This window comes from Hydrocoleum sp. CS-953 (assembly GCF_002260545.1).
Taxonomy (GTDB): domain Bacteria; phylum Cyanobacteriota; class Cyanobacteriia; order Cyanobacteriales; family Microcoleaceae; genus Trichodesmium.
The window spans coordinates 1-5,279 of sequence record NZ_LGSU01000893.1 but is presented as its reverse complement, the minus strand read 5'-3'; the positions used below and the strand labels follow the sequence as shown (position 1 = coordinate 5,279).

The 5,279-nt window shown below is 33.1% G+C and carries 2 protein-coding genes and 1 pseudogene; 2 read left to right on the top strand and 1 reads right to left on the bottom strand.

The window, feature by feature from the left end:
- Positions 1 to 846 precede the first annotated feature (846 nt).
- The gene (locus tag AFK68_RS11935) at positions 847 to 1,071 is read right to left on the bottom strand and encodes a DUF2811 domain-containing protein (protein ID WP_094673006.1); all 225 of its coding nucleotides are present in this window, start codon (positions 1,069 to 1,071) and stop codon (positions 847 to 849) included.
- Positions 1,072 to 3,563: 2,492 nt separating this feature from the next.
- On the opposite strand from AFK68_RS11935, the pseudogene AFK68_RS44880 reads away from it, so the two are divergent.
- Both AFK68_RS44880 and AFK68_RS11925 read left to right on the top strand, forming a co-directional pair.
- A pseudogene (locus AFK68_RS44880) lies at positions 3,564 to 4,236 on the top strand (sensor histidine kinase); the annotation flags it as partial.
- Between the two features lie 21 nt (positions 4,237 to 4,257).
- Positions 4,258 to 4,572, top strand: a complete 315-nt coding sequence (locus tag AFK68_RS11925) for an ATP-binding protein (RefSeq protein ID WP_371357337.1) — start codon at positions 4,258 to 4,260, stop codon at positions 4,570 to 4,572.
- The last annotated feature ends 707 nt before the right edge of the window (positions 4,573 to 5,279 follow it).

The following is a 5,279-nucleotide window of genomic DNA, read 5'->3' as shown; positions in this document are numbered from 1 at the left end:
CTTTTGATATGCGCTTTGACCACGACAATTTTCGTTTTAATTGACAATTTTTGATAATTATTAATTTTGAGTTTATTAAGGTGACAAATAAAAAATCTTTTGTAAAAATATTATTTATGAAAAATAAGCTTTTTATTGAATAAAAAAATTAAAAATTGTAGCAATTTAAAATTGATATTCACAAAAACAAGACACAAAAAAATAACCGAGTCTCTAACTAAAACAGTGTTAGAAGGTCGGTATATGTAACTTTTGAGCAAATTAAGCTAATAACTGGTAGCTAAATGCTTATCCCAAAAGAACAATTAAAGGTGGTGGTATATAGAACCCCTAAGGGGATCTATTTAAAATTATAGATTGAGAGTATGGGAGTGGGGGAGATGAGGAGATGGGGTCTATTAGATATCTGCCACTCATCCCATCATCAAATCAATTATTACCCATTTTTTATCAATTAATTCTCCACCAGGACTTATTTTCTGGAGATACAGTTAGGGCTTCTTATAGATCCCAAATGGGATATATTTAGAATATAGAAGGGGATGGTGGGGAGATGGGGGCATTTTTCTAAATTTATTTTATTTCTCTATACTCCTGACTTATGAATGTTGAGGACTTGCTCCTTTACTAAAAACCCACACCGCCTGCCCATATTCCAAATGCTTCTATAGAACCCCTAAAAGTATTTTTACCTAGAAGTAAATTTTTGAGGCATGGAGTCGTCTGTAGAGATAGGAAATACAGCGAAAAGATGGAAAAATACTCTAATACACCCCATCACACCATCACCCCATCACCCCATCACCCCATCACACCGTCTATTTTTCAATAAAACCCATTTGGGGTCTATACATGATGTTGGAAAAGGGTTTCTAGGTAAACTCTAGCAGCTTGACGATAATAGGGAGATGTTTCTGGTGTACCGCTATCTCCATTCTGTAACAAAAATAGTGACAAAGCTGCGGAAAAAACACGGTCTTGATCCCAGTCAGGGTGGGTTTCTAAGTAGATTTTAAGGGATTCATGCAGTGCTTCAGGAATTTCGGCCAGAATACTAACAGTTACGTTCATCTTTAGTAGGGTTCTCTATAATATTTTTTCTTCTTCATAGTCCTTAGTTATGGCCATTAACCACTAACTTTGAACTACCAATGTCGCATCATTGTGCATTAAGAGGGGGTAGGTTTGTCAATGTTGAGAAATATTACAACCTACTTTCGATCAATAAAAGATTTACGAAATCATCAGTGTTTCATCGCATTTTTTGTTACAAAAATTCATAAAAAATGGCAAAAATGAAGGAATTTACCTGTGATTGAACAAAATCCCCAATACATTTACAAGAGTATTATGACATCGTTGAACTCTGTGGAAAATCCTGTTTAATCTGTGGAAAACATTGAACTTGCTTGTGGAAATGCTGTGGAATGAATGTGGAAAATTACTCTAAAAGATAAGAATTCTGAACTACTTCAAAAAATGAAAATTAGAAATCGAAATTAGGTATAGATTTTAAATAGTAGATTACAGCTATAGTAACTAATTTTGAGAGTGGGATTTTTTTGCTTGTTAGTGACTATTTTTCAACTGTTCTTCATTAATTGATAATAGATAATGAATATATGGATAATTACCTCTTTAACAATTGATAATCAATAATGGAGAGTGGATCGTAAAAATTCTCTCTAATTATCAATTATCCATTGAAAAGGAGAGGCTTTAAACCTTTTACAAAGGTAGNTGGATAATTACCTCTTTAACAATTGATAATCAATAATGGAGAGTGGATCGTAAAAATTCTCTCTAATTATCAATTATCCATTGAAAAGGAGAGGCTTTAAACCTTTTACAAAGGTAGACTACAAAACTTATGCCTTATGCCTTCTGCCTTCTGCTATAGAAAAAAATTATCTAACAAATACCTGGAATATAGACTTGAAATTAAGTTATCACATCAAACTAGATTTGTATTTTAAGAGTAAAACATAATGCTTTTTCGAGGTTAGTAGTTTTATTCTATCAAGTCAATATCATCAGGTACGATATACCATGGAATAGTAAATACATGGAATAATTCATACCTGGTTGTTTTTTAATAGCCTTTTTGTCAGCTTGGGGAAACATAAGTATTTATACGACTCTTGTTATAACACTAAACTTTCCTTCTAGGACGTTGCTCTAGACCAAAATTGTCGGTAAAAAATGTTATGATTAAACAAGTTCAATCCTCTTTTCGCAGGATTCTACTATCTCGAATATTGCTACTTACTGTACCAGTATTAATACTGGGTCAGTATATAATATACAGACAAGCACGTTCTACTCTTCTAGACACTGCTCGTCAAAACCTGAAAGAAAGTGCAGATAGAAAGGCAGAAGATATTCAACAGTGGGCAAAATCCCTGGAATCGAATTTAGTTAGTGCCAGCCAAAGCTATGTACTTCAATCTGGTACAGCTCAAGAGTATCAAAGTTATGTTGAAAAGTTATACAAAATGTTATCTGGCCAGGTAAGTTGCGTTCAATTAAGTAACTTACAAACTGAGCAGATCGTTGCTAATACTTGTGGTGCTAAACCAATACATTCCTTATCAGAAAATATATGGCCTCAACAGCAGAAACAACTGATTACTAATAACTCCAATATTTACATGAGTTACATACAACCAGAACAATTAACCTCAGAGGGTGAATCAAATCATCAGGAAGTCAATCAAAAAACACAAGTTAGCTTAGGTTTAAGTGTACCAGTATATCTTGCTGAAGGTGGCGAAAGAAAATTGCGGTATGCCTTGAGTATTAAGTCAGCTTTACCAATGCAAACTAACAGAAAAAGAGGCTCACTGACAGGTTCAACTGTAGTAATTGATTATAAAGGTACGATATTAGCTAGTCCAGACCCTAGCAGACTAGGACGTAATATTTCTGAAGGGCCAGATGCAGGAAAACTAGAAAGTATTATCAGAAATGCACNTGATTATAAAGGTACGATATTAGCTAGTCCAGACCCTAGCAGACTAGGACGTAATATTTCTGAAGGGCCAGATGCAGGAAAACTAGAAAGTATTATCAGAAATGCACAGGAAGGCAAAAAAGATTTTGCCCACATATTTTCTTTTGAGGAAACAGATATTTCTAGTAGAAATGGGGGGAATGGTAAAAGTAAAAATCATTTGAGAGAGATTATTGATGAACTAAAAAAAATATTGCCTGAATTGTTAGGACTTAAATTATCAGCAGATAATGAATTTTTAGCGGGGTATGTTGCTATTCCTAGTCCTATAGATAGAGATAATGATAATCAGTGGATTGTTTTAGCAATTACACCTATAGATTTTGCTTTATCTGGTCTTAGAGAAGTTCAAAAGGTTCTAATTATTCTGATTTTAGGTTTAGTTGCTGCTAGTATAATAGCAAGTATTTATTTAGCTCGCGATTTAGCTCGTCCTTTAGAAAAATTGCGAGACTATGCGATTACTGTTAGTGATTTAGACTCTCCCAAGAAAGTACCTCAAAACATAAAAATTCGCGAGTTTAATCAACTAGCAATTTCATTACAGAATATGGTAGAGAGGCTAAAGAGGTGGGCTTATCAACTAGAAGTAACTTCTAAAGAGGCTCAGGTTGCTAACCAGTTAAAAAGTGAATTTTTGGCGAATATTTCCCATGAGTTAAGAACTCCACTTAACGGAATTATTGGTTCACTGCAATTAATTTGTGATGATTTTTGTGATAGTAGGGAAGAAGAAATAGATTTCTTGAAACAAGCTAATGATTCGGCTATTCATTTGCTAAGAATTATTGATGATATTCTGGATATCCGTAGAATTGATTCAGGAACTTTATCTATGATCTTTGAGGATGTCAATATTATCAAATTATTACAAGAGACAGTGGATTCATTTAAAGACAATCTTCAACAAAAATCTCTACTGTTAAAACTAAATATTCCTCCACAAGTAATCATTGTTGACGCTGATAGAGAAAAGTTAAAACAGGTGTTTGAAAATGTTATTAATAATGCAATTAAGTTTACAGAAGAAGGTAGTATTAATATTTATCTTAGTCTCAAATATAATGAATCAAGTATTTGTGAAAATACCAATTATGTAATGGATTTTCAGGGTGAGAAAGTAAATGAGGTTGTAGTTACAATTCAAGATACAGGAATTGGTATTAATTTAGAACAACAGGATAAATTATTTCAACCTTTTGTCATGGTAGATGGTACAAAAANGTGAAAATACCAATTATGTAATGGATTTTCAGGGTGAGAAAGTAAATGAGGTTGTAGTTACAATTCAAGATACAGGAATTGGTATTAATTTAGAACAACAGGATAAATTATTTCAACCTTTTGTCATGGTAGATGGTACAAAAACCCGCAAATTTGGTGGCAATGGATTAGGATTAGCGATTTCTCGTAGTCTGATGGAAATGGTGAATGGTGATATTAAATTATCTAGTGAAGGCATAAATCAAGGAACTACAGTTATTATTAGTATGCCAATTAAGCAAATACTATCATCTGAAGAAAAACTGTATATTTCAACAGAAATTAACTCAAAATAAGACGATCAAAAAAAATAGCTAGAAAACTGCTTTTTGCTCCATGCAAGTTTAGATTTTGGATTTTGAACTGGTATACAAATTCCTGGTTACTACCTAAACACAACGTTGAGAGTATTTCAATAATTAATAATTATTAATTATTAGTTATTACCTCTTATGTAATAGAAGGATTGGCTAAAAGGAATTTTTTTTCTTCTCTTGGTCGATTGGATATGGCGAGGTTTCCCGCTCTTGCAGAGCCGCTCCGCTTTTTATGCTCTTAAAAGAGGAAGCTTCAGCAATTAACAATGTTCATGTGACGAGGTGCCGTTTGCGCAGCATGACCTAGGAATACAATTAATAATTAATAATTACCCCTTCTCAATAATTAACAATTAACAATTTTCATGTCGGCAACAGCCGTTTGCGCAGCATGACCTAGGAATACAATTAATAATTATTACGGCGCTTAGGAGCAATATATCAACTATTTACCCAGCCAGACCCTCTGAAATTATTAATAATTAATGAGGTACATTAATTATTAATTATAAGGGGAGGCTTCAAGGTGTGAATTGTTGAATGAATAATACCAATTCCCATGCATTAATGCTATACTTGAGTGACACTTCAGTTATTAAGTAATTAACACAGGTAAAATAAATTATTACCTAATTATTAGTCAGTTAATGTTCATTATTCTTCTGTGTACGGACGCCCTTATGCAA